This is a genomic window from Ureibacillus acetophenoni, assembly GCF_900220965.1.
In the GTDB taxonomy this organism is placed as follows: domain Bacteria; phylum Bacillota; class Bacilli; order Bacillales_A; family Planococcaceae; genus Ureibacillus; species Ureibacillus acetophenoni.
In genome coordinates, this window is the sequence record NZ_OBQC01000007.1 from 46,409 (window position 1) to 72,320 (window position 25,912).

The 25,912-nt window shown below is 35.1% G+C and carries 27 protein-coding genes and 1 other annotated feature; of the genes, 13 read left to right on the forward strand and 14 right to left on the reverse strand.

Annotation, left to right across the window (positions count from 1 at the left end; all coding sequences use genetic code 11):
- Positions 1 to 23: 23 nt before the first annotated feature.
- The gene (locus CRO45_RS10725) at positions 24 to 641 is read right to left on the reverse strand and encodes a PH domain-containing protein (protein WP_097149641.1); all 618 of its coding nucleotides are present in this window, start codon (positions 639 to 641) and stop codon (positions 24 to 26) included.
- A gap of 176 nt (positions 642 to 817) precedes the next feature.
- Here CRO45_RS10725 and CRO45_RS10730 point away from each other — a divergent pair, with 176 nt between their 5' ends.
- The gene (locus tag CRO45_RS10730) at positions 818 to 1,606 is read left to right on the forward strand and encodes an HAD family hydrolase (protein ID WP_097149642.1); all 789 of its coding nucleotides are present in this window, start codon (positions 818 to 820) and stop codon (positions 1,604 to 1,606) included.
- 24 nt (positions 1,607 to 1,630) lie between these two features.
- Here the strand turns inward: CRO45_RS10730 and CRO45_RS10735 are convergent, their stop codons facing one another.
- The 3 genes from CRO45_RS10735 to serA all read right to left on the reverse strand — a co-directional run bounded on the left by CRO45_RS10735 (position 1,631) and on the right by serA (position 4,723).
- A complete protein-coding gene (locus CRO45_RS10735) occupies positions 1,631 to 2,191 on the reverse strand; it encodes a dihydrofolate reductase family protein (RefSeq protein WP_097149643.1) in 561 nt (186 codons plus the stop codon).
- A gap of 116 nt (positions 2,192 to 2,307) precedes the next feature.
- On the reverse strand, positions 2,308 to 2,994 hold the full coding sequence (locus tag CRO45_RS10740; protein ID WP_097149644.1) for a TraR/DksA C4-type zinc finger protein: 687 nt from the start codon (positions 2,992 to 2,994) through the stop codon (positions 2,308 to 2,310).
- Between the two features lie 109 nt (positions 2,995 to 3,103).
- On the reverse strand, positions 3,104 to 4,723 hold the full coding sequence (gene serA, locus CRO45_RS10745) for a phosphoglycerate dehydrogenase (protein ID WP_097149645.1): 1,620 nt from the start codon (positions 4,721 to 4,723) through the stop codon (positions 3,104 to 3,106).
- Between the two features lie 145 nt (positions 4,724 to 4,868).
- Positions 4,869 to 5,100: a binding site (T-box leader), on the reverse strand.
- A 319-nt stretch (positions 5,101 to 5,419) separates the two neighbouring features.
- On the opposite strand from serA, the gene CRO45_RS10750 reads away from it, so the two are divergent.
- Positions 5,420 to 7,066 carry an FAD-binding dehydrogenase gene (locus CRO45_RS10750; RefSeq protein WP_097149646.1) on the forward strand — a complete coding sequence of 549 codons (1,647 nt, stop codon included), beginning with the start codon at positions 5,420 to 5,422 and terminating at the stop codon, positions 7,064 to 7,066.
- 70 nt (positions 7,067 to 7,136) lie between these two features.
- On the forward strand, positions 7,137 to 7,928 hold the full coding sequence (locus CRO45_RS10755) for an enoyl-CoA hydratase (protein ID WP_097149647.1): 792 nt from the start codon (positions 7,137 to 7,139) through the stop codon (positions 7,926 to 7,928).
- Between the two features lie 828 nt (positions 7,929 to 8,756).
- Here CRO45_RS10755 and CRO45_RS10760 read toward each other — a convergent pair.
- Positions 8,757 to 8,942, reverse strand: a complete 186-nt coding sequence (locus CRO45_RS10760) for a YhzD family protein (protein WP_097149648.1) — start codon at positions 8,940 to 8,942, stop codon at positions 8,757 to 8,759.
- 264 nt (positions 8,943 to 9,206) lie between these two features.
- On the opposite strand from CRO45_RS10760, the gene yhaM reads away from it, so the two are divergent.
- Positions 9,207 to 10,142, forward strand: a complete 936-nt coding sequence (yhaM, locus tag CRO45_RS10765) for a 3'-5' exoribonuclease YhaM (RefSeq protein WP_097149649.1) — start codon at positions 9,207 to 9,209, stop codon at positions 10,140 to 10,142.
- A 235-nt stretch (positions 10,143 to 10,377) separates the two neighbouring features.
- Here the strand turns inward: yhaM and serC are convergent, their stop codons facing one another.
- Complete coding sequence (gene serC / locus CRO45_RS10770) at positions 10,378 to 11,472, reverse strand: 3-phosphoserine/phosphohydroxythreonine transaminase (protein ID WP_097149650.1); 1,095 nt, start codon at positions 11,470 to 11,472, stop codon at positions 10,378 to 10,380.
- A 300-nt stretch (positions 11,473 to 11,772) separates the two neighbouring features.
- On the opposite strand from serC, the gene CRO45_RS10775 reads away from it, so the two are divergent.
- Positions 11,773 to 12,108: a zinc ribbon domain-containing protein YjdM gene (locus CRO45_RS10775; RefSeq protein WP_097149651.1), complete on the forward strand. Its 336-nt coding sequence runs from the start codon at positions 11,773 to 11,775 to the stop codon at positions 12,106 to 12,108.
- A 60-nt stretch (positions 12,109 to 12,168) separates the two neighbouring features.
- On the opposite strand, the gene CRO45_RS10780 is transcribed toward CRO45_RS10775, so the two are convergent.
- A complete protein-coding gene (locus tag CRO45_RS10780; RefSeq protein ID WP_097149652.1) occupies positions 12,169 to 13,059 on the reverse strand; it encodes a peptidylprolyl isomerase in 891 nt (296 codons plus the stop codon).
- Positions 13,060 to 13,200: 141 nt separating this feature from the next.
- On the opposite strand from CRO45_RS10780, the gene CRO45_RS10785 reads away from it, so the two are divergent.
- Positions 13,201 to 13,305, forward strand: a complete 105-nt coding sequence (locus tag CRO45_RS10785) for a YjcZ family sporulation protein (protein WP_097149653.1) — start codon at positions 13,201 to 13,203, stop codon at positions 13,303 to 13,305.
- A gap of 223 nt (positions 13,306 to 13,528) precedes the next feature.
- Here the strand turns inward: CRO45_RS10785 and CRO45_RS10790 are convergent, their stop codons facing one another.
- The 6 genes from CRO45_RS10790 to CRO45_RS10815 form a co-directional block, all read right to left on the reverse strand.
- Complete coding sequence (locus CRO45_RS10790; RefSeq protein WP_097149654.1) at positions 13,529 to 13,714, reverse strand: hypothetical protein; 186 nt, start codon at positions 13,712 to 13,714, stop codon at positions 13,529 to 13,531.
- A 60-nt stretch (positions 13,715 to 13,774) separates the two neighbouring features.
- Positions 13,775 to 14,326 carry a DUF3267 domain-containing protein gene (locus tag CRO45_RS10795; protein WP_097149655.1) on the reverse strand — a complete coding sequence of 184 codons (552 nt, stop codon included), beginning with the start codon at positions 14,324 to 14,326 and terminating at the stop codon, positions 13,775 to 13,777.
- 134 nt (positions 14,327 to 14,460) lie between these two features.
- On the reverse strand, positions 14,461 to 15,015 hold the full coding sequence (locus CRO45_RS10800; protein WP_097149656.1) for an HTH-type transcriptional regulator Hpr: 555 nt from the start codon (positions 15,013 to 15,015) through the stop codon (positions 14,461 to 14,463).
- A 190-nt stretch (positions 15,016 to 15,205) separates the two neighbouring features.
- On the reverse strand, positions 15,206 to 15,571 hold the full coding sequence (locus CRO45_RS10805) for a YtxH domain-containing protein (protein WP_097149657.1): 366 nt from the start codon (positions 15,569 to 15,571) through the stop codon (positions 15,206 to 15,208).
- A 145-nt stretch (positions 15,572 to 15,716) separates the two neighbouring features.
- Positions 15,717 to 16,244, reverse strand: a complete 528-nt coding sequence (locus tag CRO45_RS10810; protein WP_097149658.1) for a tryptophan transporter — start codon at positions 16,242 to 16,244, stop codon at positions 15,717 to 15,719.
- A gap of 150 nt (positions 16,245 to 16,394) precedes the next feature.
- Positions 16,395 to 16,820, reverse strand: a complete 426-nt coding sequence (locus tag CRO45_RS10815; protein ID WP_097149659.1) for an HIT family protein — start codon at positions 16,818 to 16,820, stop codon at positions 16,395 to 16,397.
- Positions 16,821 to 16,926: 106 nt separating this feature from the next.
- Between CRO45_RS10815 and CRO45_RS10820 the strand changes: the two genes are divergently transcribed.
- The 4 genes from CRO45_RS10820 (at position 16,927) to CRO45_RS10835 (ending at position 21,438) form a co-directional block, all read left to right on the forward strand.
- Positions 16,927 to 17,667, forward strand: a complete 741-nt coding sequence (locus tag CRO45_RS10820; RefSeq protein WP_097149660.1) for an ABC transporter ATP-binding protein — start codon at positions 16,927 to 16,929, stop codon at positions 17,665 to 17,667.
- Entirely contained in the window at positions 17,660 to 18,856 is a 1,197-nt protein-coding gene (locus CRO45_RS10825) for an ABC transporter permease (RefSeq protein WP_097149661.1), read from the forward strand. Before CRO45_RS10820 ends, CRO45_RS10825 begins: the two co-directional genes overlap by 8 nt.
- A 214-nt stretch (positions 18,857 to 19,070) precedes the next feature.
- Complete coding sequence (locus tag CRO45_RS10830) at positions 19,071 to 20,414, forward strand: MFS transporter (RefSeq protein ID WP_097149662.1); 1,344 nt, start codon at positions 19,071 to 19,073, stop codon at positions 20,412 to 20,414.
- Between the two features lie 40 nt (positions 20,415 to 20,454).
- Positions 20,455 to 21,438 carry an ornithine cyclodeaminase family protein gene (locus CRO45_RS10835; protein WP_097149663.1) on the forward strand — a complete coding sequence of 328 codons (984 nt, stop codon included), beginning with the start codon at positions 20,455 to 20,457 and terminating at the stop codon, positions 21,436 to 21,438.
- 52 nt (positions 21,439 to 21,490) lie between these two features.
- Here the strand turns inward: CRO45_RS10835 and CRO45_RS10840 are convergent, their stop codons facing one another.
- Entirely contained in the window at positions 21,491 to 22,003 is a 513-nt protein-coding gene (locus CRO45_RS10840) for an antibiotic biosynthesis monooxygenase family protein (protein ID WP_097149664.1), read from the reverse strand.
- Between the two features lie 275 nt (positions 22,004 to 22,278).
- On the opposite strand from CRO45_RS10840, the gene hemE reads away from it, so the two are divergent.
- From hemE to hemY, 3 genes are read left to right on the forward strand one after another with little or no spacing between them, the layout of a single operon-like run.
- Positions 22,279 to 23,331 carry a uroporphyrinogen decarboxylase gene (gene hemE, locus CRO45_RS10845; protein ID WP_097149665.1) on the forward strand — a complete coding sequence of 351 codons (1,053 nt, stop codon included), beginning with the start codon at positions 22,279 to 22,281 and terminating at the stop codon, positions 23,329 to 23,331.
- 19 nt (positions 23,332 to 23,350) lie between these two features.
- Complete coding sequence (gene hemH, locus CRO45_RS10850) at positions 23,351 to 24,283, forward strand: ferrochelatase (RefSeq protein WP_097149666.1); 933 nt, start codon at positions 23,351 to 23,353, stop codon at positions 24,281 to 24,283.
- A 19-nt stretch (positions 24,284 to 24,302) separates the two neighbouring features.
- Complete coding sequence (gene hemY / locus CRO45_RS10855) at positions 24,303 to 25,712, forward strand: protoporphyrinogen oxidase (RefSeq protein ID WP_408057132.1); 1,410 nt, start codon at positions 24,303 to 24,305, stop codon at positions 25,710 to 25,712.
- Positions 25,713 to 25,912: the final 200 nt, after the last annotated feature.

Genomic DNA, 25,912 nt, shown 5'->3' on the forward strand with positions numbered 1-25,912 from the left:
CTTTGGACCACCCTTTATTTATTCTAATTTTTAATAAATAAATCAAACACATGGCCAAAATCGCTATTGGAATAAGTGTCACTCATATTCTTTAGCCATGTGTGCGTAAATTCTGTAATTGCTTTATAGGATTCAGCAGGTGATTGCCCTTGACTAAACCCGTTAGATGATAGAGTTTTCTGTGCACTATCAATACTATCTAACATATTACTTCTATGTTTTTCGTTATCTCTCATAATTTGTTCAATTGTAACTAGACTTTTGTATAAATCTCGAATTTTATCTGCATAGCTTTTATTAATATCTATTGAAAATGGAATTCCACCAATTTCAAATTTAATCTCTACATCTAAATCGATTGTTCCTGCAGTTTCTAGTGATACATAGCGAATTGGATGATATTTATAGTCATAACGTTTTAATGTTCTTTTTTTACTTAAAGCAGAATCACCATCAACATGAACTAGTGCATAGTTTGTAAAACAGTATTCATCTGCTTTTGTTTTAATTATAAAATAAATCTTTTCACCTTTTTCATATAAAACGTAATCATCTGATTCTGTTTTATCATAATCTTGAGGTTCAATTACTTTTCCAATATCAGAAAGACCTAAGGCATCTGAAGCAAGTTTTTTGAACAAATTTTATCCCCTTTTCATTTAGAATTTTCTACAAGATTAATATACTTTTTCAACTTCAATATATGACAATGATTTTTAAGTATATGACTCTATTTATTATCCTTACATCAGCTATCTCAACTTATTAAACTATGCTAAACTAATGATAATAATCCAAGAAAGTGTCAGGTGATCACATGTCAATCAATACGATTATTTTTGATTTAGATGATACGTTATTATGGGACAAACAAAGTATTCAAACTGCTTTCGATAAAACTTGTGAATATGCTGCAACATTACATAATGTTGAACCAAAACAACTGGAAGAATCGGTACGTGCAGAAGCTCGAAAATTATATGAGTCTTATGAAACTTATGATTACACGGTGTTAATAGGGATTAATCCCTTTGAAGGACTTTGGGGTACATTCGATGATCCTACACCACAATTCCAAAAGATGAAAGAAATTATCCCGCAATATCAAAAAGATGCATGGACGAACGGGTTAAAAGCTTTAGGAATTGATGATCCTGCGCTTGGTGCTGAGCTTAGCGAACGATTTGTTGAGGAAAGAAAAAAAGCACCTTATGTCTATGAAGATACATATGCTGTACTAGATGAATTAAAAGGGCGCTATCAGCTAGTACTATTAACAAACGGGGCACCTAGTTTGCAAAATTTAAAATTAGAAATTACACCAGAAATTCGTGCATATTTTGACCATGTGATCATTTCCGGTGATTTTGGTAAAGGAAAACCGGATGCAAGCATTTTTGAGTATGTGATGCAGAAGGCGGGAATCAGTGCTGAAGAAGGTATCATGGTTGGTGACAATCTAAATACGGACATTTTAGGTTCATCTCGTGTAAGCATGCCAAATGTGTGGATTAACCGTGAAAATAAGGCGCAAAATCCTGAGATACCAACGACTTATGAAGTGACATCATTAACGGAGTTTTTAAACTTAGTTAAAACGTTATAGTAAAAACGTTGGAATGGTATGAAATTATTCATTACCATTCCAACGATATATTAATTGTACAACACCTGACTTGAACGTTCTTGTATTCACTAGTTGGAGATTTATTCTCTCTTTTATATCAATAAATAATGGTTTACCTTCTCCCAAAATAACTGGGTGTATAGAGAGTCTAAATTCATCAATGAGTCCTAAGTTAATAAAAGTAGTAATGAGACTAGAGCCGCCATATAGCCATATGTCTTTACCGGGCTGGTTCTTTAGTTTAACAACTTCTTCCTTAATATTATTATTTATATATTTTACGTTGGAATTTAACTTGTTTTGTGTTTTAGAAAACACGATTTTCTCTTTTGAATGAACGCTATCCCACAAATCTTTTTCTGTTTCATCAGTAGTTTCCGTCGGCGAAAATTCTCCCCACATGTCGTAACTTCTTCTTCCATATAGAATTGTATCGATTTGGTCTAAAAATCTTGTGAAGTCCATATCTGGCTCCATTATGCACCAGTCAATTTCTCCATTTTTTCCTTCAATATAACCATCTAATGTGACTGCTAAATCTAAAATAATTTTTCGTTTTGACACTACTTTTTTCTCCTTTCAAACAGGAACATTTGTTCTGAAAGTATATCAAGGATTCGAAGCGGAATCAAACAATTAAAAAAGCGGCAATTCGTAATGAAACCGAATCGCCACTTTGATTACTCTTCTAAATAATCATATTTTCTTGCATGGTCAACTTCACGTTGAGATAGTTGCTGTGTTAACTGATCAATTTCAGAAATATGGAAGGAACTGAGCTCGTCATTTCTTGCGACTTCTTCAGGATCATCGTATAAATCCTCATATTCTTCAAAGTCCCCTTCGAAATCTGATGGAGTCTCGGATGTCCCGTATTTTGCAACAACTTGGAACGTATCCTCGTAATCGTGAATGTCATCTTTATCGTCACGACCTGAAAATGAATTATCCACAGGCGGTAAAATCGTCTGTTCTTCTACCGGTCGATCAGTAGGGACGCTTTTTGCATCGGTATGCTCAATACAAAATGCGGTATATGGAAGTGCTTCTAGACGTTCATATGGAATATCTTTTTTACAAACTTCACAAACTCCATATGTACCGTTTTCGATTTTTTCTAATGCTGTATTAATTTTTGCAAGTTCATCTTCATCGTGAACCTTTAATGCCATATCTTTTTCGCGTTCGTATAACTCAGTTCCTAAGTCAGCCGGATGATTGTCAACGGTTGATAATTCATCAATCGAGTCGCGCAAACTACCGCGTTCTAAGTATTCACGATCGTCATCCATATCTTCTTTAGACAACGATTTCTTTTGCTCAAGTAACATCTTTTTTAAGTTCGATAACTGACTCTCATTTAACATCGATTTCACGTCCTTTCTAAACATTTATAGTATGGACGGAAAAAACGAAGTTATCAGAAGAATTGTTTGTGTACCAGGTACCCAAACAATTCTGAAAATTTACTACAATTTAAAGTGTGATTGCTTTTACTTCATCAATATTTTCAAGCTGCGCAACGTATAATAAGTCTTCTTCAGTTACTTCGTTATCGATTGTTAACATCATGATTGCTGTACCGCCGATTTGATCACGACCAACTTGCATCGTTGCGATGTTAATGTCTTTTTCTGCTAATTTCGTAGCTACACGACCGATTGCACCTGGTTTGTCAGTATTTTTTACGTATAGAAGGTGACCATTTGGAACGACGTCTACCACATAATTTTCAACTTTAACAATACGTGCACCAAGTCCATTTAGTAACGTACCTGCAACAGAGTGTACTTCGTTTTTCGTTTTAATTTCAACTGTAATTAAGTTCGTGAACCCTTTTGCAGTAGTTGTTTTATGTTCATTAATTTTAATACCTACACGTTCAGATAAGTAACGAGCATTTACATCGTTAACGTGATCACCGTGGTTTTTCTTTAATAATCCTTTAAGACCATTTGATGTTAATGGACGAACATCATAATTAGCAACTTCACCAGCATAAGAAATGTTTACTTCTTTAATCGCTTCTGTAGTTACTTGAGATAAGAATGCACCTAACTTTTCAGCTAGCTCAAAGAATGGTTCAACTTGTGCAAGCAATTCTTTAGGAATTGAAGGCATATTTACTGGGTTTGTTACAGTTCCTGTTTTAAAGAATTTAATAATATCGTTAGAAACATCCACTGCTACTGATTCTTGAGCTTCAACAGTTGAAGCACCTAAGTGAGGTGTAGCAATTACTTGTGGTAAAGTTAAAAGTTTGTTGTCTGTAGCAGGTTCTTCGATGAATACGTCTAGAGCAGCACCAGCTACTTTTCCGCTTACGATTGCATCGTATAAATCGTCTTCATTAATAATTCCACCACGAGCACAGTTGATAATGCGAACGCCGTCTTTCATCATTGCGAATTTTTCTTTGTTCAATAAATTTTTCGTATCTGGTAAAAGTGGTGTATGCACTGTGATGAAATCTGCCGCAACACAAATTTCCTCTACTGTTGCTTTTTTAACGCCAAGTTTTTCAGCGCGTTCTTCTGTTAAGAATGGGTCATAGGCTAAGATTTCCATACGTTGACCTTTTGCACGGTAAGCCACTTCCACACCAATACGACCAAATCCGATAACACCTAATGTTTTACCTTTAAGTTCTACCCCTACATATGATTTACGATCCCAAATTCCATTTTTGAGAGCATTGTAAGCTTGTGGAATATGGCGAGCAAGTGATGTCATCATCGCAATTGTATGTTCAGCAGCAGAGTTTGTATTTCCATCTGGTGCGTTAACAACGATAATACCGTGTTCAGTAGCAGCAGTAAGGTCAATGTTATCTACACCTACACCTGCGCGGCCGATTAACTTTAAGTTCTTCGCGGCTTGAATCACTTCGCGAGTTACTTTTGTTTGGCTACGAACTAATAGCACATCTACATCTTCAATTTTTGAAATTAATTGTTCTTGAGTTAATCCAGTTTCAATAATGACATTTAAGTTAAGATCTGTTTCTTGTCGAAGTGGGAAAATACCATCTTCACTTAGTGGATCAGCGATAAATACGTTAATTACATTTGTTTTAGTTAAAGGTTTTGTTACCATGAGTTAATTCGCTCCTTAGAAGTGTTTTATAGTTTTTTTAATTAAGCATCTACATTACAAGTTATGAGTTGGCAAATTGTCGATTTTACCATTCACATCCCCCACTTATTAACAAAAATAAAAAGCCTTTCGTTCCTTACATGAAGTAAGGGACGAAAGGCTATAGTTAATATCCTTACGTGGTACCACCCTAATTTGTTGCGCAAATTCCACACAACCTTAGCATATACGTAACGTGTATGAACCGGACAGGCATACTTAAATTTTCAGCCTATCTATTCGGGAGTGGAACATTAACCGCAGAACTACTGATTTACACCAACCATCAGCTCTCTAAAAATTCAGACGATAATGCATGTCTCCGTCTCTATATTTTTCGTAATTGATTTGAATACATCATAATACCGATTGTTCACTTTTGTCAACAGAAATTAACGAAAAAATTAATATTAAAATAGAAAACGGTTTCATTTAACGGTTAAACACGAATTATAATTAAATTTCTATTGCATAATATACGTGTTTTGGCCCTTTTAAATAGGCGGTTGTTTCTGTGGAAATTGGATAAAAGACGAAAAAAACAGAATAATCAAGCGAATCTATGGCATTATCCAAGAATATTTATTTGCTATAAAAATCTATCAAAAGAGGGAATGGCAATCGAAAATCGAAATAAACAAGAAAAGGGGGATGTGCATGAAATATGACGTCATTATTGTAGGTAGCGGAATAGCAGGGCTGACTGCTGCTTGTGAATTAATCGATGTAAAAAAGAAAGTGTTACTTGTAGATCAAGAACCTGCAAGTTCAATTGGTGGACAAGCTTTTTGGTCCTTTGGGGGTTTGTTTCTAATCGATACACCTGAACAAAGAAGACTCGGTATTAAAGATAGTAAGGAGCTTGCTTGGCAAGATTGGTTAGGAACTGCAGGGTTCGATCGGCTTGAAGATGAAGATTACTGGGGATTTCAGTGGGCAAAAGCTTATGTTGATTTTGCAGCGGGAGAAAAATATAACTGGTTAAAATCGAAAGGGATTAAATTCTTTCCTGTTGTTGGTTGGGCTGAAAGGGGAGGTTCCCTTGCTGGGGGACATGGTAATTCAGTACCAAGATTCCATATCGTTTGGGGAACTGGGCCAGGTGTTGTAGAGCCCTTTGCGGAAAAAGTATTAGAAGCGGCAAAGAGTGGTTTGATTGATTATAAACATAGACATAGAGTAGATGAGTTAGTTACAGAAGGCGGGTCCATTGTTGGGGTAAGTGGAAAGGTCTTAGAAGAGTGTTCAAGTGAACGTGGGAAAGAAAGCAATCGAAATGAAATTGGGGATTTTGAATATCGAGCAGATGCTGTTGTCATTGCAAGTGGTGGAATTGGAGCAAATTTAGAATTAGTTAAAAAGAATTGGCCATCGCGATTAGGAAATCCACCCGAGTTTATGGTTCAAGGTGTGCCATCTTATGTGGATGGACGTCTATTAGAAATTTCAGAGAGAAATGGTGCGAGGATTGTGAACCGAGATCGTATGTGGCATTACACGGAAGGCTTAAGAAACTGGAATCCTATTTGGAACAATCATGGAATCCGAATTTTACCTGGACCATCATCCATGTGGTTTGACGCAGAAGGAAATCGATTTGGCGCACCAAATTTCCCTGGGTTTGACACGCTATCCACTTTAGAAGCGATCTTAAAAACAGGCTATGATTACTCATGGTTTATTCTAACAGAAAAAATCCTTGAAAAGGAATTCGCCTTATCGGGCTCCGAACAAAATCCTGACATAACAAACAAAAGTATAAAGGATATTTTGAAGCGCGTACTACCTGGACCACCTGCACCAGTGAAAGCCTTTAAAGAAAACGGGGTAGATTTTGTCGTTTCTAATAGTTTGAAGGAACTAGTGGATGGGATGAATAACCTAGTAGGAAATGAATTACTCGATTTCATGAAAATAAAAGAACAAGTACTTGCACGGGATCGAGAAATTGATAATAAATTTACAAAAGATGCTCAAATCATGGCGATTCGAAGTGCAAGGAATTATGTTGGTGATAAATTAATTCGGGTTGCTCCACCTCATAAACTGTTGGACCCAAAAAATGGCCCATTGATTGCCGTTCGATTGAATATATTAACGCGAAAAACGTTAGGTGGACTTCAAACGAATTTGAATGGCCAAGTGTTAAATTCATATGGTGAACCCGTTAATGGTTTATTTGCTGCAGGGGAGGTAAGCGGGTTTGGCGGTGGGGGTGTTCATGGATATCGCTCTTTAGAAGGTACTTTTCTAGGTGGTTGTTTGTTTTCAGGAAGACAAGTAGGGAAATATTTGAGTAATTAAAGGATTATTCGACTTTGATGTGAAATATAATGAATGAACATTCATTTATAAAAAGTATAGGGGTGGGGAAATGGTAAAGACATTTCAAACAATCAATTTAGAAATAACGGATCGCTTAGCGACTCTTACGTTGAATCGACCTAAAGCAATGAACGCAATGGACGCACAAATGATGAGCGAACTAGCGGACTGCTTTGAATCGCTATTATCGAACCGCGAAGTACAGGTACTAGTGATTAAGGGAGAGGGGCGTGCTTTCTCAGCAGGTGGCGACATTAAGATGATGTTGCAATCAGGTGGTGAAGTTGCTGACTTTACATCTCTTATGAATGAGATTGCTAGACTTGTTTTAGCATTTTATCAATTGCCTATGATTACAGTTGCAGGTATACATGGAGCTGCAGCAGGATTAGGGCTAAGTCTTGCACTTGCGAATGATATTGTAATTGCAGAAGAATCGAGTAAAGTAGCAATGAACTTTATAGGGATTGGACTTGTACCAGATGGCGGTGGCCATTTCTTCATGAAAGAACGATTAGGAGTTCCGAAAGCGAAGCAAGTTATTTGGCAAGGGAAAGTTATGAGTGGCCAAGAAGCATATGAACTTGGTTTGATTGATCAGGTAGTGCCTGAAGGTAATGTGGATTCTGCTATCAGTCAGTTCGTTCAAAAATTATTATCTTCGCCAATTTCCGCTATGATTGAAACAAAGCAAATCTATCATGGACAAAAGTTACAAGAATTAAAAGACACATTAAAGCTAGAAGAAAGTGCCCAACTTCGCATGAGGCAAACAGAAGATCACCTTGAAGGGATCCAAGCATTTGTGGAGAAAAGAAAACCGGAGTTTAAAGGGAGATAGTTAATAGGGGTGAGTTGCTGAAAGACATTTGAAGGGGGGAATCCTATTCAAATGTCTTTTTTTTGTGATGAAGGACATTTGACTGTGAAAACCTGATTGAAATGTCTTTCATGAGGGTGATGAAAGACATTTGAAGGTGAAAAGCGGCTTGAAATGTCTTTCATAGGGGTGATGAAGGACATTCGCAGGCGAAAATCCGGTTGAAATGTCTTTCATAGGGGGGGGCTAAGGGACATTTGAAGGTGAAAATCTGCTAGAAATGTCTTTAATAGGGCTTCTAAAGGACAAACCGAAGGAAAGCCTCGTATGAAATGTCTTTAATAGGGCTTCTAAAGGACAAAACGAAAGGAAAACTGATATGAAATGTCTTTCATAGGGCTTCTAAAGGACAAACCGAAGGAAAGCCTCGTATGAAATGTCTTTTATAAGGCTTCTAAAGGACAAAACAAGAGGAAAACTGATGTGAAATGTCTTTAATAGGGCTTCTAAAGGACAAACCGAAGGAAAGCCTCGTATGAAATGTCTTTTATAAGGCTTCTAAAGGACAAAACAAGAGGAAAACTGATGTGAAATGTCTTTAATAGGGCTTCTAAAGGACAAACCGAAGGAAAGCCTCGTATGAAATGTCTTTTATAAGGCTTCTAAAGGACAAAACAAGAGGAAAACTGATGTGAAATGTCTTTAATAGGGCTTCTAAAGGACAAAGCGGAGGGAAAACTGATATGAAATGTCCTTTACCCGGCTTCTAAAGCGCAAAACAAAGGGAAAACTTCCGAAATTGAAAAGACCCAAGCGAAATTTCGCTTGGGCAGACCTGCAGCCGAAATCCTATACGTGAAACAATATCAACTTCCCAGACGAATTCACTAATCGATGTGTTTTCCCTGCTACCCCTTTTTCTTCGATTCGTTTTTGACCTTCTACTTTTGCTACCTCGTCGCTTTCGAAAGTCCAGACTTCATCGAATAATCCCTCACCAGATTTATCAAATGCTGTAAAACGATAATTTCCCACCAAAATCCCCTCTTTCTATCCATATACTCTATTAAAATAAAAATAAGTGTTATTAATAAAAAATCTTACATCAAATAGAAAAAAATGTGAATAGCCATTCATATTTTTCTCTGAAGAATTCTCCCTCAACAACCCACCCATAACATTTTCAAAAGATTAGAAATCATTAATTCCCATCGAAACTAAACGGAACAAATGATACAATATTGATTGAATACTAGATATTAATTTACACATCAGTTGATTGAAAGGGAGTGATACCTAGTGGAAGGAATTACAAAGCTCCAAGTGGGGGAACATGTAGATCAATTTTTATTGATTAAACAAGCAACAAAAGGTGTTACAACTGTCGGAAAGCCTTTTATGTCATTAGTTTTGCAAGACAAGAGCGGAGATATTGAAGCGAAATTGTGGGATACAAATGAAGAGCACGAACAAATGTATAAAGCAGAGACGATCGTTCGTGTTGGTGGAGAAATTCATGATTATCGTGGGAAAAATCAACTTCGTATTAAACAAATTCGAGTTGCTAAACCAGAAGAAGGCATTAACATTAATGATTTAGTGCCGTCGTCTTCTACACCGAAAGAACAATTATTTGATGAGTTAACTCAGTTTTTCTTCGAAATAAAAAATCCTAAGATCTCTAGAATTACTCGTCATATCATTAAAAAGTTTCAACCTGAACTATTAGTATTTCCGGCAGCATCGAAAAATCATCACGATTATGCATCTGGCTTATTAGACCATGTTGTATCAATGCTACGATTAGGAAAAGCAATTAGCGATTTATATCCAACGTTAAATAAAGATTTAATCTATGCTGGAATCATTTTACATGATATTGGGAAAGTAAAAGAACTATCAGGACCTGTCGCGACTACATATACGGTGGAAGGAAATCTGTTAGGTCATATTTCGATTATGGTGGACGAAATCGGGCAGGCTGCAAAAGAGTTAGAAATTGAAGGAGAAGAAGTTGTTCTTCTAAAACATATCGTGTTATCCCATCACGGAAAAGAAGAGTGGGGTAGTCCGAAAAAACCAATGATTCAAGAAGCGGAAATTTTACACTATATTGATAATATTGATGCGAAAATGAATATGTTATCTAGAGCATTAGGTAAAACAAAACCAGGGGAATTTACGGAAAGATTGTTTGCCCTAGATAATCGTTCGTTTTATAAGCCAACGATATAAGATAAATAGAAAAAGAGATGGAAGTTAAATTCCATCTCTTTTTCTGTACTGTACTTAAATTTATATATTATGAAGGAGGATAAAAATTGTTCAAAACAATTATTATATATATTAACTATCTTATAAATTCGCCAAAATAGCTAGATTCTTTTGAATTATTATTGAAAAGTCTATTTGCCTATTTTTATACAAATACAATCCATCCCTGGTGGGAACTAAGACTAGTTACTGACAATTATTGATATTTTTTCTGAAATTCCACCATGAAATCTGCTAGAGCTCTACAAGTTTCAACAGGTACAGCATTGTAAGTTGATGCGCGGCAACCACCTACTGAACGGTGCCCGTTTAGCCCTACAAAGCCAGCTTCTTTCGCTTCAACTAAAAATTGCTTTTCTAACTCTTCATCACTAATACGGAAAGTAATGTTCATCAACGAACGTGAATCTGGAGTAGCATGTCCTGTATAGAAGCCATTGCTATTGTCAATCACGTCGTAGATTAGACCAGCTTTTTCTTTATTACGTTTTTCAATTGCAGCCACGCCACCTAATTCTTCCACCCATTTTAATACCTCACCTAACATATAAATACCAAATGTTGGCGGTGTGTTATATAGAGAGTTTGATTCCGCGTGTGTAGAGTATTTCAACATCGTAGGAACATTTGTATTTTCTTTTTCTAGTAAATCTTTTCGAATAATGACAACTGTTACACCTGATGGACCTAGGTTTTTTTGTGCTCCAGCATAGATTAATCCGAATTTGCTAACGTCAATCGTTTTAGAAAGAATATCACTAGACATATCCGCGATTAGTGGGATATCGCCAGTATCAGGGAATTCATTCCAAGCTGTTCCATAAATTGTATTGTTTGATGTAATGTGTATATAAGCATCATCAGGATTCAACTGAATTTCGTTTAAAGCTGGGATGTTGCGGTATTTGTTTTCTTTTGAGCTTGCAGCGATGATTGGTTCACCAAATAATCTCGCTTCTTTTAAAGCTTTTTCAGACCAAGATCCTGTTAATATGTAGCTCGCTTTTTTACCTTCTTGTAAGAAGTTCATAGGAACCATAGAAAATTGTAAGCTTCCTCCACCTTGAAGTAATAATACTTCGTAATTTTCTGGAATGGAGAAAAGTTTTTTCAAACGAGTAATCGTTTCATTATGAACCGCATCATAATCTTTACTACGGTGGCTAAGTTCCATAACGGACATGCCAGTACCGTTAAAATCTAATAATTCTTTTTGTGCTTTTTCTAGTACTTCTAATGGTAATGCAGAAGGACCTGCATTAAAGTTGTAAGCGCGTTTGTTAGTACCCAATGAGAACACTCCCTAAAATATAAAATACTTTATGTTAATAGATAATAAACTTTTTTTAGAAAAATGGCAAAAGTCATTTTATTATGTAAAGTTGCCATAAAAGAAGTTAGAAATCTATGATTCACCAACTATATCGGGTGATACATTTTCTATTTTAAGAGTAATTGTGACAAAAAGTTCATTTTTATCTATGAAATAAAGCTCATTAGACCCTATAAAAGCTATTAATTCCATAATTAAAGGTATATTCCGCAAAATTAGTATATACTTATATGTATTATCTTTATTGGAGGAATTAAAATGAGTTTACCAAACTGCCCAAAATGTAATTCGGAATATACTTATGAGGATGGAATTCTATTAGTATGTCCAGAATGTGCGCATGAATGGTCAGCGGATGAAAGTCAAAATGATGAAGATGTGCTAGTTGTAAAAGATGCGAATGGTAACCTATTAGCAGATGGAGACACAGTAACAGTCATTAAAGACTTAAAAGTAAAGGGAAGTTCTCAAGCTCTTAAACAAGGGACGAAGGTAAAAAATATTCGACTTGTTGAAGGAGATCATAATATTGACTGTAAAATCGATGGATTTGGTGCAATGCAGTTGAAATCAGAGTTTGTTAAGAAAATTTAAAGCAAAATAAAACGCGTAAACAATCGATTACATTCGTTGTTTACGCGTTTTTTATAATAATTATTTAGCTTCTTCTTTATCAGTAGACTCTTCTGTTTCAGCTGGTAGGTAGTTAGCTAGAGCGCCTTTTAGATCTTCGTCTTTAATATCTACTTTCGCTCCACGTACTAATTCAATTAACTTTTCATTCGCTTTTTGGCCAACGAGTGTTTTACGAATATCAGCTTCTTTTTCTTCGAAAGTACCATAGTCTGCTACTTCTCGCTTGTCCGTTACTTCAATGATGTGGTATCCAAAGTCACTTTTCACTGGTTCACTGATTGTGTTTAAATCAAGGGCATAAGCAGCATCGTTAAATTCTGGAACCATACGTCCAACTGTGAACCAACCAAGTTCACCGCCATTTGCACCTGAACCAGGATCTGCACTATATTCTTGAGCTAGTGTTGCAAAATCTTCGCCATTTTGAAGTTTTTCATATACTTCATTTGCCGTTTTTTCGTCTTCTAATAAGATGTGACGAGCATTTAACTCATATTTCCCTTGTTCATATTGAGCTTTTACGTCTTCTTCTGAAACAGTTTTATCAACTTCTTCAGTTAACTTTTGACTAAGCATACCTAGTTTAATTTCTTCTTTGTAAGATGCTTCTGTTAAGCCATACATACCTAACATCATTTCATACGAATCACCGTATGTTTCTTTAAATGCATCCCATTCAGCATTTACTTCATCTTCAGTTACTTCGTAATTGTTTTCTAATACTTGAGTAATAACAACCTTTTCTAACGCTTGTTGTCCAGCTGTTGATTTTAATTCATTATAAAAATCTTCTTTCGAAATATCACCATAAGATGTAGATACAACTACATCGTCTGTCGCTTGATCACTACAAGCTGCTAATGTGAATACAGAAGTTGCTAATCCTAGTGCTAATAATGTTTTCTTCATAAAGTAAGCTCCCTTAATTTCAGTATAAATGCAATAGATACTATAACATAAACGGTTAAAAAACGAAATGGTTCCATGTTGAATGCCCAAGGTACTATGATACATCCGCATAATATAGACCTAGAAAGGAGGTGTTCATGAATGGGCAATTCTTATAGCGGTGGTTACGGTCATGGTTCTGGATTCGCGCTATTAGTTGTGTTATTCATTCTATTAATTATCGTTGGTGCAGCGTTTATGTACTAATCGATTAAACTTAGAGTGAAACCTCTATCAGTTGGGTACGTCCAGTACTGGTAGTAAATTGAACCAATCTGCGTGATAGCGTCCGTTACTTGCACCTATCTTTCATAACATAGGTCCTCGAGTTTACGGACGCTTTTAACGAGAAAAAATTGGTATGCAAACTTAAAGAGAGAGCTAAAGGCAATATGTCTTTAGCTCTTTTTTTGTATTTTTTAGTATAGAATTACATAGCTAATGTAACCTCAACATAAAAGGAAACTAATAAAATTGTAATAAGTACGTTAATCGTACGGAAAATTTTCGGATGCTTTTCCTCAGGAATTTCTCTTTGCATAATTAATGCATAGGTCATTCGGTTAATTTGGAATAAATAAAATAATGAGAATAGTACTATTACTAAAAGTAGCAAGTCTATTCCTCCCCTCTTTCACTTCATTTTAGCATATCAAACGTTGATTCTAGTTACAAGTTAGAGACTACTTACACTAGGTGGAACTAAAATTTCATAACCTTTTGGTGTTTCCTCAATAAGCGCATTTCGAGGTGCCGGTAAAAGGTTTTTAACACATAATATGTCCATTAAACAAATACTACAGTGATACGCCAAAAGAATACTTGAATAATGTGTATATTGGGGAAGAGCATAAGCTACATACCCTAAAAGGACATTAATAAGTATGAATGGCAACAAAAGAACAATTATATAACGATTTTTTGGGATTAGATCTTTCAATCGCAATATAATGAAAGGAATAAAAGCAAATTCGAATTTAATTTTAAAATGCACATTTTTACGGTATTTGAATAATCCAAAGTAATGAATCAGTTTATGAATAGGGTATAGCAGTAAAAGTATAATTAAAAACAACCAAGTGTAATCATCAGAATAGACTAATGGTTTTAAGTAACCAAAAATAATAAAGGATAACGAAAATACAAGGACAAAGATTATGATAGACCATAGTGTTAAGCGAGTTATCCCATACTCATGTTTTATGTTTATTGTTTTCCAACAATGCATGTAGAACACCCTTTTTTTATCATCGTAAAATTAATTTTAATTTAAAATTTTATGTTATGCCACATTGAATGAATCTACACAAGTAAAAAATATGTAAATAAAAAAAGAGTGCTTTTTAGACACTCTTAAACTATCTATCTAGTAATCATTTCTTTCTCGTGAACCTCTTCAAATGCCCCTTTGTAATTATTGTGGGAACGTTCGAAAATTTCCACAAAATCGTCTCCATAAATATTACGAATAACGGCCATAACATCTAGGAATTCTGGGAATCTACCATACAACTCTTTTAATGGTAGTGAACCATCTAAGATTGTGTGTGGTGTATCTAGATAATGTCTGTTCATACGAAGGATTAACTCTGTTCCTGCCTCAGTTAGTTCAATATACGTATTTCGTTTATCATCATCGCGTTTTGAGAACTTTAAATAACCACGTTCTTCTAATTTTTTTGAGAAGTTAAATGCTGTGGAAACATGCATTACTCCAAATCTAGCAACATCAGAAATCGACGCGCCTTTTAAATGATAGGAGATCCATAAAATATGATGCTCGTTAATGTTTAAGTCAAACGGTTTAATCCACAATTGCCAATCTTTCTCTACTGCTTTCCATAGTGCTTTTGATAAATGTCCAATTCTTTGACTATAAAGCATTGCTTCTTTAATTGAATACGTTTCTTCAGACAAAGGAATCACCTTCTTCTTTCATGGCGTTTTAAATTATTATAGCAATAAAAGAATAAAGTTTAAAGTTAGAAAAGTTAAATAATTGAAAATAGATTAAAAAATATTATAATAATGTAAATTTTAATAGAAAAATAACATATTAAAATTAATGAATAGGTATAAATACACCGGCTAGTAATAGCTAAAATGTTTATTTTTTAGCCAATTTGTTTAAATTATTCTCGATTTCGGCAATAGAATTCTGTAATTCATCCAATTCTTCTTTTAACTTCGTTGCGTCAGGTTCTATTTCTTGGTTAAATTTAGAAATACTAGTTTTTAAATCGGATATTATTTTTGGTATATTATTTTTAGCTTCATTTTTCAATTCAATAATAGAGTCCTTCAAATAGGAAACCTGTTGTTTTACGTCATGTAAATTTTCCTTAGTTGTTTTTGCATTTCTTGTAACTGTTGATCGGAATTGTTCACCAGATTGAGGTGTCGTAAAAATAGTTGCTGCTAATCCACCTATTAAACCTACAGTAACCCCGATAAAGAACGTTTTTGCTTTCATTTTCATCCATCTCCTTACATTGTTAATTTGCGTAATATTGCTGAAAATTATGAATCGTAACAATTTAATCATATATTATATTATTTCCATTTGAAAATATAAAAAGCTATCCAAAGTAAATTGGATAGCTTAAATGGTTTTATTATTATGCAGGTGTTACTGCTGTATGGAATTTTGAACGTTTTAAAATGTTTGTAATGATTGGGAAAATAATGATAAATGCGATAGCATTCATAGCAACTGCTGGTAGTACAACAATTGTGTATAATACACCAAACGCATCAGGTAATCCGCCAATTAGTAATGCAGATGTTAAGAAAATCGCACCTGATAGAAGTGTTCCTAAACCAACTAAAATTACTCCAACAGCGATATTTTTAGATAAGTGTTTTAAAGCAAGTACAACAGCTAAAAATACTAAACCAGTAATCGCTTTATCAATAATATTTGGTACTAATCCGCCAGGGAATGTTGTAAAAATACCAGATAATACACCAGTTACTAATGATATTGAAAATGCTTCTTTAAATGTAGGGAATAGGAAGATCCCTATAAACATCATTGTTAGCATGAAGTCTGGCTTCATACCATTTCCGTAACCAGGAATTACAAAGTACAGTACCGTACCCACACCTACTAGAAGTGCCATTAAAACAAGATTTTTCGTATTCAATTCTCATCTCTCCTCATTCTTTTCTAAGCTCTCTCTCATTTCCTAACGTGTTCTCATAACCGTCAGCGAAATATTATTATGATTTTATACTTAATAGAAATATTTTGCAACTACATTTAATAGAATAAGATAGATAGTATTTCTTACAACTTATAGATTTAGATTTTCTCTAATTTGTGCACCAAATGTTTGTAAAACTTCTTGTGTTAATTCGCTTTGTTTTGTTTCCCATTTAACTTTTAATCCATCAGTTTCGTCATAACGAGGGATAAAGTGAAGGTGATAGTGGAAAACGGTTTGTCCTGCGAAAGAGCCGTTATTGTTAATTGTATTCATCCCTTGAGGGTTAAATGCTGATTTAATTGCATTTGCAATTTTCGGAGCTGCTGCATATAGATTTCTAGCAACATCCTCAGGCATTTCAAAAAGATCGGCAACATGTTGTTTAGGAACGAGTAGTGTATGTCCCTTTGTTAAAGGTGCAACATCCATAAATGCATACACATGATCATCTTCGTAGACTTTTATACTTGGAATCGAGCCATCAATGATTTTACAGAAAATACAATTAGACATAAAAAACATCCTTTCATTACAAGTTTTGTATTCATTTTAGCATATTAAAACTGTTTCCATTCACAATTTTTGCTAAACTGTAAATTAGAATAGGAGTGACGTGTAAATGGCAGTGTTAGAACTAATCAATGTAACTGGTGGCTATACTAGAAAACCAGTAATTAGAGATTTAAATTTCACCATTGGACAAGGAGAATTAGTCGGACTAATTGGTCTTAATGGGGCGGGGAAAAGTACAACGATTAAACATATCATCGGTACACTCATTCCTCAACAAGGAGAAATAAAAATTAATGGCATTACTTTAAAAGAAGATATCGATAACTACCGTTCTTCTTTTTCATATATTCCTGAAACACCTGTATTGTACGATGAACTAACTTTAAAAGAGCATTTAGAATTGACTGGAATGGCTTATGGCCTTGATGAAAAGACGATGAAGGAAAGAGCTAGTCGATTACTAAGTGAGTTCCGTATGGAAAAAAGATTGAATTGGTTTCCTTCACACTTTTCAAAAGGAATGCGTCAGAAAGTAATGATTATGTGTGCCTTTTTAGTAAACCCGCATTTATATATCATTGACGAACCTTTTGTTGGGCTCGATCCATTAGGAATTCAATCGTTGCTAGACCAAATGGATGAAAAGAAGCGGGAAGGTGCTTCTGTATTAATGTCAACGCATATTTTATCTACTGCTGAAAAACATTGTGATCGTATAATATTGCTTCATGATGGACGTGTACGAGCGCAAGGAACAATGAATGATTTACGAAGAGCCTTTAATATGCCAAATGCTACCCTTGACGATTTATACATTGCAATGACAAAGGAGCAGGACAATGAATAGTTTGTCGCAGATTTGGTCAAAAAGGTTTACTCACTATTTAACTGAAGTTCAAAAATATATGCGTTTTGTGTTCACGGGGCATTTAGCAATTGTTTTAGTCTTTGTATTTGGCGCTGTTGGTTACAATTATAGCGAATGGTTGAAAGTAGTTGAATCTAGCTTTCCAGCAGAATGGCTAGTTGCGGTTATTATAGGAGCTATATTAGCTTTTAGTAGACCGATAACTTTATTAAAAGAGCCTGATCAAGTGTATCTTTTACCTTTGGAAACAAAAATGGATTATTACTTTAAAAAGGCGCTGCAATGGACATTCTTTTCACAAATTGGTTTAGTAGCGGTGGCTTATATCGTTGGCATTCCGTTATTAAATGAAGTGACAGAACTTTCATCAGGACAAATATGGCTAGGGTTAGGGATTGTTGCAGTATTAAAATATTTGAATGTGCAAATTGAGTTTAACTTTAGATACGCTTTAAGAGGAAAATGGGTTCTCATTGATCGGTTAATCCGAATAGTTTTATCCATTTTAGCTATTCAAACGGCATTAACAGAAAATCTTTTATTCACAGTTATCTATTTAGTCATTTTCATAGTGTATAACTTAATTTGGAAAAAAAGTGTGAATGATCAACCGATTCCTTACGAACATTTCGTTAAATTAGAGCAAAACCGTATGATGGCGTTTTACCGATTTGCAAATTACTTTACAGATGTACCTCATTTAAGAGGGGCCATTCGTAGAAGAGCATGGCTCAATTTTATGTACTCACTAGTTCCATACACAAAAACAAATACCCAAGGTTATTTAGTATTCCATACATTTATCCGTACAGATGATCACTTTTATTTATGGGTAAGGTTGACAGCTATTTCGGCACTTATTGCAGCCTTTGTTAACTTACCTGTTGTTATTTTAATTGTAGCGGCAGCGCTATCGTTTGCGACTACAATTCAATTAAAATATGCTCTTTTGTCCTCTAAAGAATTTCGTATGGACATGTTGTTCCCAGTAGATCCTAGTTTACGAACGAAGGCAGTTCACAAATTAATTCGTACATTTGTATTCCTACAAGCAATTATTGTTTTAATTTGCTCAATTGGAGACTCATTATTTTACCTACCACCGTTATTAATCTTAATAGTAAGTGAACTAACATTTTATTTATCAAAAAATCCAAATAATCGATAATGATAGAAATCCTAATAGTAAGGATGAAACCTTATTATTGGGATTTTATTTTGCATTGTTGTGACTTTTGAGGTGTTGACCGAATATTCGGAAAAATGTAATAATTGGAAATGTAGACTAAGTGTTACTTCAAATTGTTGCAAGTGAAATTATCTTATTCTCATTCATTTAAGTAACACTTGAATTACTTACTTAAATATAAGGGGGATGTTGGATGAGCAAAAATCAAATGCGGAGAGTTTGGATTGCTAGTTTAGTAGGGAGTTCCATTGAATGGTTTGACTATTTTCTATATGGAACTGTAGCAGCATTAGTATTTAACCAAGCGTTCTTTGCTGCTGAAGATCCTACGGTAGGGTTAATGTTAGCATATGCATCATTTGCATTAGCTTTCTTCATTCGTCCGTTGGGTGGAGTAATTTTCGGTTACGTGGGAGATAGAATCGGTCGTAAAAAAACCCTTGTTATCACATTAACAATTATGGGAGTTGCAACCGTTTTAATGGGGTTACTTCCTACGTATCAAGCGATTGGTGTAGCTGCACCTATTATTTTAATTACATTACGTTTAATTCAAGGACTTGGAATTGGTGGAGAATGGGGCGGTGCAGTTTTACTTGCTGTTGAATATGCTCCGAAAAGTAAACGAGGATTTTATGGTGCTTTTCCACAAATGGGCGTCACTATTGGGATGTTCCTTGGATCGGGTGCATTAACATTTATTTCCTCAGTTGTTTCCCCGCAAGCCTTTATTGATTGGGGATGGCGAATACCGTTTATTGCAAGTGCACTATTGGTTGTATTCGGACTTTGGATTCGTAAAGGTATTGATGAAACACCATCCTTTAAAAGGGTACAAGAGTCTGGTGAAACTGCTAGATTGCCTTTTGTAGATATATTTAGAACACAATGGAAAGAAGTATTAATTGCTGTAGGTGGTAAAGTAGTTGAGACAGCACCTTTCTATATTTTCGGTACATTCATCGTTTCTTATGGGACGAATCAATTAGGATTCACGAATACACAAGTTCTTGTGTCAGTTATGATAGCAACAATTATTACAACGATCCTTATGCCATTTATGGGGGGCTTATCAGATAAAATTGGTCGTAAAAAAGTGTATATTTACGGAACCGTTGCTATGTTGCTATACGCGTTTCCGTACTTCTGGTTATTGCAACAAAAAACATTTGCTACTTTATTAATTGCAACAGTTTTAGGTTTAGGAATTATATGGGCGCCAATTACTGCTGTTTTAGGGACAATGTTCTCTGAAATTTTTGATGCAAAAGTTCGTTATACTGGAGTGTCATTAGGGTATCAGATTGGGGCAGCAGTAGCGGGTGGTACAGCCCCATTAATAGCAACGGCTTTACTAGTTCAATTTAATAATTCTTACGTTCCTGTAGCGTTTTATATTATTTTAACTTCGGTTATTTCTTTAATTGCAGTTTTCTCTGTCAAAGATAAGAGCAATCAGGAGTTAGATGAATTTACTGATTTAGAGACAAATTCAAACCAAGATGTGAAGGTGAGAGAAAAGACTACTACTATATAAACAGGTTAGTAGCAAGTATAAACAACGGAGAGTGTAGCTAATGATACTATTAAATCAAGAAGAAATTATGAAATTTTATACGATGGACGATGCGATTAGCGATGTTCGCAATACTTTAATAGCAAAAGTAGAAGGAAAAGTTCAATCACCACATCGAACTGTATTAGAATTCCCAGAACAGAGCGCATCTTCGATTTATATGCCTAGTAGTGATTTAGAAAGTAATGTTGCAGCAGTAAAGGTTGTAACGATTTTTCCAGACAATCCTTCAAAAGGAATGCCAACGACGCAAGGGATTATTATTTTAACGAGTACGGAAAATGGAGAGCATTTGGCTGTTATGAATGCATCCTATTTAACGAGGTTACGTACAGGTGCGATGACGGCTTTAGCAACAGATGCGCTATCTCGAAAGAGTGCTTCTGTTTTAACTGTAGTTGGAACAGGTGGAATGGCGTTTGAACAAACAATAGGAATATTAGCTGTTCGCCAGATTGAAAAGATTATTCTATATAATAGAACTATAGAAAAGGCACACAACTTTGCTGAAAAGCTAAAAGACTATGGGGTGGATGTGGAAATTGAGATTGCAAATGAAGTAAATGATGCCGTGAGTAAAGCAGATATCGTTTGTTGTGCCACAAAGTCACACACACCTGTATTTAATGGGGAATATTTAAAAGCTGGTACACACGTGATCGGTGTAGGTTCTTATTTACCACATATGCATGAAATCGATCAAACAACAATTACGAGAGCTTCGAAAATTGTAGTAGATGATTTGCACGGCGCAAAAGATGAGGCAGGCGAACTGATTAACGCTGAGGAAAAAGGGATTTGGTCCTTTGACAATGTTTACGGTGAATTAGAATCTTTAGTAAGCGGGAAAATCAGTGGGCGTGAAAATGATGAAGAAATCACGTTTTTTAAATCGGTTGGAGCTTCTTATTATGACTTAGCTGTTGCTAAAGGAGTTTATCAAAAAGCGATAAGTGATAGCATTGGATTGAGTATCAAAATCTAGAAATTAAAAAGACGGGATGGATTGAAAGTCAACCTTTCAAATCCATCCCGTTTTATTTCTTTTCAGGGAGTTTTCCAGAATACGTAGAAATATAGCTTGCAGCATTGAATATATTTTGTTTTTTTACACCGAGTTCAGGTGTTGGTTTTGAGTGTGCTTTCGCAAAAGCGTTTGATTCTTTCCAGTTGTCAAAAGCTTGTTTACTTTCCCACTGAGTTAAAACGATATACATTTCAGATTTAATAGGTCTCAATAATCGATATGCTACAAAACCAGGCATTTTTTCAATCTCTCGTGAGCGGCTTAAAAAACGTTGTTCAAATATTGGTCTTCCCTCATCATCAACGGGGATATTGTTAAATACAAAAAAACCTTTTTGCTCAATTTGATTGACTGAATCAATAACTTCAAACTTACGTGGGGAAGCAAAAACCGTTTTTCGTTCTGTTTCGTGTAAAAGCACTGTACTATCTGTTCCATATAAAATAAACATATTTTCCTTATCGTGCTTCTTCAATACTTTCTCCATAAAATCAGGTGTACCAAAAGTTAAATAAACATACATAAAAACACCCTCCCCTTTTAAATTCTGTTAATTTCATTTAATGCAAAGAGATAGATTAATGTCAAAGAAAGTGATTGGGTAAACCGATGGAGGAGGACAAATTTATGACAATTGCTTGATTAAACTATACAATATAATAAGAAAAGTTTATATTTGAAAACGGATAGCATTAGTAAAGTTTATAGATTAAGTATTAATCGTATGTAAAAAAATATTACAAAATCATATTTTGTAATAAAATTAACGAATAATTTGAGGGGCAGGTACAGATTAAAATGAGAGTAATTAATGATACACTACTGCGTGCTGCAAAAGGGGAAAGAACAGAGTATACACCGGTATGGTACATGAGACAAGCAGGTCGTTCGCAACCAGAATACAGAGCGATTAAAGAAAAGTATTCTTTAGAAGAAATTACTCAACAGCCTGAATTATGTGCATATGTAACTCGTTTACCAGTTGAAAACTATAATGTTGACGGAGCAATTTTATATAAAGATATTGTAACTCCACTACCGGGAATAGGTATTGATGTGAAAATTAAGGCTGGTGTTGGACCAGTTATTTCAAACCCAATTCGTACAGTAAGTGATATTGAAAAATTAGGTGAGTTTAATGCGAAAGCGCATACACCATTTGTATTAGAAACGATTAAATTGTTGACAGAGGAACAATTAAACGTACCACTAATCGGTTTTGCTGGTGCACCATTTACATTAGCAAGTTATATGATTGAAGGGGGACCTTCGAAAAACTATGCGAAAACAAAATCATTAATGGTGTCTGAACCAGTTGCATGGTTTGCATTAATGGACAAACTTGCGGATATGATCATCGCTGATATTTCTGCTCAAGTTGAAGCAGGTGCAAAAGCGGTACAAATTTTTGATTCTTGGGTAGGAGCACTAAATATTGAGGATTACCGTGTATTTATCAAGCCGGTAATGACGAGAATTTTTGCAGAGCTTCAAAAAGAAAATGTACCCTTAATTCTATTTGGCGTTGGAGCAAGTCATTTAGTAAATGAATGGAACGATTTAGATATAGATGTAGTTGGTTTAGATTGGCGTTTACCGATCAGAAGAGCACGTGAACTTGGAGTAACTAAGGCAGTTCAAGGAAACCTTGATCCAACACTTTTACTAGCAAATTGGTCAGTAATTGAACAACGTGCAAAAGAGATTATCGATCAAGGGATAGAAGTACCTGGACATATCTTTAACTTAGGACACGGTGTATTCCCAGAAGTGGACCCAGCAGTATTAAAACGATTAACAGCATTCATTCATGACTATAGTAGAGAAAGAATTGCACAAATAGGGCAATAATTTAATAGAGGTGAAAATCATGAAACCAATTCGTGGATTACTAGTAATGGCATATGGAACACCATATAAAGAAGAAGATATTGAAAGATATTACACACATATCCGTCATGGACGAAAACCGTCTGAAGAGCATTTAGAAGATTTAAAAAGCAGATATAAGGCAATTGGTGGAATTTCACCTCTTGCAAAAATGACACAAAAACAAGCTGAAACACTAGTGAATCGTCTAAATGAAATTCAAGACGAAGTTGAATATAAATTATTTATCGGTTTGAAACATATCGAGCCATTTATTGAAGATGCTGTAGAAGCAATGGTAAATGAAGGAATTGAAGAAGCTGTTTCAATCGTTCTTGCGCCACACTTCTCTACGTTCTCGATTAAGACATACAACGGTCGTGCACAAGAAACAATCGAAAAATTAGGTAGTTCGTTAAAACTTACTTCAGTAGAAGCTTGGTACGATGAGCCTAAATTTATCGAGTATTGGAAACAAGCGGTGAATGCAACGTTTGCTGAAATGGATGAGGAAGAACGTGAAAAAGCTTGCTTAATCGTTTCAAACCACTCACTACCAGAGAAAATTAAATTAGCTGGGGATCCATATGAAGATCAGTTAATCGAAACAGCTCGTTTAATCCAAGAAGCTACTGGTGTGAAAAATGTAGAAGTAGGCTGGCAATCAGCAGGTCAAACACCAGAACCATGGTTAGGACCAGATGTTCAAGATTTAACGCGTGAACTTTATGAAACAAAAGGATATCGTTCCTTTGTTTATATACCGGTTGGCTTTGTAACAGAACATTTAGAAGTTTTGTATGATAATGATTATGAATGTAAAGTGGTCTGTGATGAATTAGGTGCTAATTATCACCGTCCACCAATGCCAAATGTACATCCATTGTTCATTGATGCAATGGTCGATGCAATTTACAAGAGATTAGGTAACTAATTCAGGAAGTGTGATAAAGGTGACTTTAAGGAGAAAAAAGGTTGCCATAATAGGCGGTGGAATCACTGGCTTAACGGCAGCGTTCTATATGCAAAAAATGGCTGATGAGCACAATCTCCCTCTTGATATTATTTTAATAGAATCATCTTTACGATTAGGTGGGAAAATTCAAACTTTAAGAAGAGATGGTTTTATCATTGAAAGAGGGCCAGAGTCTTTTATAGATCACTCAAACAGTGTGCGTAATTTAGCTCGTGATTTAAATATAGAAGATCAAATGGTATGTAACAACGAAGGAAAAACCTTCGTAGCAGTTGGTAATGAGTTATATCCAATTCCGACAAACTTTATGTTTGGTGGCCCGCTTGAAGTCTCCACCTTCATCACATCTGGAATCATTTCCCTTGCTGGTAAACTTCGTGCTGCAGGTGACATATTATTGCCGAAAAGTACGGAGGATGATGAACCAATTGGCGACTTCTTCCGTCGGCGGTTTGGTAAGGAAGTGGTAGAGAACCTTGTGGAGCCATTACTTGCAGGAACCTTTGCAGGTGATATTGACCACTTAAGTTTGCAGTCGATGTTTCCGCAATTTTCCCAACTTGAAAAAAAACATCGTAGTCTAATTTTAGGGATGCGAAAAGCAAAACCAACTATTAGTAATCAAATGGTTGGATCTTATCAATCATTCCATAATGGACTTGAAACGTTGATAGAGACTCTTGAGAAGAAACTAGAGTCAAAGAACGTACTAAAAGGTGTTAAAGTTGAGAAAATCGAAAAAGAAGAAGAAAAACTCAAGATTATATTGAACAATATGTCACCTATTAAATGTGATTCAGTAATATTAACTACGCCGTTTAATGTAGCTAAAGATATTTTGAGCGAAGTACATCTAATGAATGAAATGCCAAACATGAACTACGCAACAATTGCAACTGTTACAATGGCTTTCAAAAAGGATCAACAAAAGACAGATAAACATAACGCAATGACATTTTTCGTTTCTAGAAATAGTGATTATGCCATTACAACGTGTACTTGGTGTAACCATAAATGGAACAACGTTGTGCCTGAAGGTTATGATTTGTTCCGTGTCTATATTGGTCGCGTTGGCGATGAAGCAATTGTTGAATTATCCGACACAGCTATTGAAAATACTGTCCTAAATGATTTGAGAAAGTCGATTGGTATTGAAGGATCTCCTGAATTTACGGTCGTGTCTCGTTGGAAGGAAGCAATGCCACAGTATACAGTTGGACATGATGAGCGCATGCAGCAAGTGAAAAATAGTCTATATGAACAATTTCCTAATATTCATCTCGTTGGAAGCTCTTACGAAGGCATTAGTATACCGGATTGTGTTTTCCAAGGAAAAAACGTTGCGCTTGAAATGTTAGAAAATATGTTTGAAAAACAGGTTCAATAATTCTTGTTCAATAAACGTAGACAAAGTTATATTGCTAACTTTGTTTACGTTTTTTTCAACTATTAAATAATTCATAGAAACATTTTTGTAAAAAACTTGTCGATTTTACTTCATTTTAACTTACAAATTTGAAGTAAGATTAAGTTAAGAGATGTGGAACAAAGTGAAGTAATTGGATGAAATTTCAATCCGAAAATCTA

Excerpts from the sequence above, each read along its gene's own strand:
- CRO45_RS10730 (WP_097149642.1), top strand. The coding sequence starts at position 818 with ATGTCAATCAATACGATTATTTTTGATTTAGATGATACGTTATTATGG.
- CRO45_RS10740 (WP_097149644.1), bottom strand. The coding sequence starts at position 2,994 with ATGTTAAATGAGAGTCAGTTATCGAACTTAAAAAAGATGTTACTTGAG.
- serA (WP_097149645.1), bottom strand. The coding sequence starts at position 4,723 with ATGGTAACAAAACCTTTAACTAAAACAAATGTAATTAACGTATTTATC.
- CRO45_RS10750 (WP_097149646.1), top strand. The coding sequence starts at position 5,420 with ATGAAATATGACGTCATTATTGTAGGTAGCGGAATAGCAGGGCTGACT.
- CRO45_RS10755 (WP_097149647.1), top strand. The coding sequence starts at position 7,137 with ATGGTAAAGACATTTCAAACAATCAATTTAGAAATAACGGATCGCTTA.
- CRO45_RS10775 (WP_097149651.1), top strand. The coding sequence starts at position 11,773 with ATGAGTTTACCAAACTGCCCAAAATGTAATTCGGAATATACTTATGAG.
- CRO45_RS10780 (WP_097149652.1), bottom strand. The coding sequence starts at position 13,059 with ATGAAGAAAACATTATTAGCACTAGGATTAGCAACTTCTGTATTCACA.
- CRO45_RS10785 (WP_097149653.1), top strand. The coding sequence starts at position 13,201 with ATGGGCAATTCTTATAGCGGTGGTTACGGTCATGGTTCTGGATTCGCG.
- CRO45_RS10795 (WP_097149655.1), bottom strand. The coding sequence starts at position 14,326 with ATGCATTGTTGGAAAACAATAAACATAAAACATGAGTATGGGATAACT.
- CRO45_RS10805 (WP_097149657.1), bottom strand. The coding sequence starts at position 15,571 with ATGAAAGCAAAAACGTTCTTTATCGGGGTTACTGTAGGTTTAATAGGT.
- CRO45_RS10815 (WP_097149659.1), bottom strand. The coding sequence starts at position 16,820 with ATGTCTAATTGTATTTTCTGTAAAATCATTGATGGCTCGATTCCAAGT.
- CRO45_RS10820 (WP_097149660.1), top strand. The coding sequence starts at position 16,927 with ATGGCAGTGTTAGAACTAATCAATGTAACTGGTGGCTATACTAGAAAA.
- CRO45_RS10825 (WP_097149661.1), top strand. The coding sequence starts at position 17,660 with ATGAATAGTTTGTCGCAGATTTGGTCAAAAAGGTTTACTCACTATTTA.
- CRO45_RS10830 (WP_097149662.1), top strand. The coding sequence starts at position 19,071 with ATGAGCAAAAATCAAATGCGGAGAGTTTGGATTGCTAGTTTAGTAGGG.
- CRO45_RS10835 (WP_097149663.1), top strand. The coding sequence starts at position 20,455 with ATGATACTATTAAATCAAGAAGAAATTATGAAATTTTATACGATGGAC.
- CRO45_RS10840 (WP_097149664.1), bottom strand. The coding sequence starts at position 22,003 with ATGTATGTTTATTTAACTTTTGGTACACCTGATTTTATGGAGAAAGTA.
- hemE (WP_097149665.1), top strand. The coding sequence starts at position 22,279 with ATGAGAGTAATTAATGATACACTACTGCGTGCTGCAAAAGGGGAAAGA.
- hemH (WP_097149666.1), top strand. The coding sequence starts at position 23,351 with ATGAAACCAATTCGTGGATTACTAGTAATGGCATATGGAACACCATAT.